The following is a 506-nucleotide window of genomic DNA, read 5'->3' as shown; positions in this document are numbered from 1 at the left end:
AGCCGTTTCAACGCGGGGCCGTGCGCGGCCCCGCCGCAACGCAATGCAAGGCCTGAGGGGGCGGGTCACGGGAACCCTGGCCAGGGCCGGCCAGGGAGCTCGCATGGAGTGTTGGCCTGAACAGTCGTTTGATCCATGACCTTGAAGAGGACGTCAACGTGACCAGTAAGCAGAACCTTCGCATCAATGTGCTGGCAGCCGCCGTGCTGTCGTTGTCCGCAGGCGCCAGCGCCTATGCCGCGGGCCTGCCGGCCAAGGAACCGGTGCGCCAGCCGGCTGCCGCCCAGGGCGCAGAGCGCATCATCGTCAAGTACCGCCCCGGCAGTGCCGCGGCCACGGATCGTTCGGCCAAGCTGACGGCCGTGCAGTCGGCGGTCGCCCGCGCCAGTGTCGGTGGCTCCGCCGCCGGGCGTGCCAGCGCGGTGAACCCGCAGATCGTGCGCAAGCTCGGTGTCGGTGCCGATCTGATCCGCCTGCAGGGCCGCTTGAGCCCTGCCGAACTGCGG

1 pseudogene is annotated in these 506 nt (G+C 70.0%); it reads left to right on the top strand.

What is annotated here, in order from left to right:
* Nucleotides 1-128: 128 nt before the first annotated feature.
* Nucleotides 129-506 (top strand): annotated as a pseudogene (locus AAE045_RS24510) (hypothetical protein); the annotation flags it as partial.

Source organism: Dryocola clanedunensis (assembly GCF_038405435.1).
Taxonomy (GTDB): domain Bacteria; phylum Pseudomonadota; class Gammaproteobacteria; order Enterobacterales; family Enterobacteriaceae; genus Dryocola; species Dryocola clanedunensis_A.
This window is presented reverse-complemented; position numbering and strand designations above follow the sequence as displayed.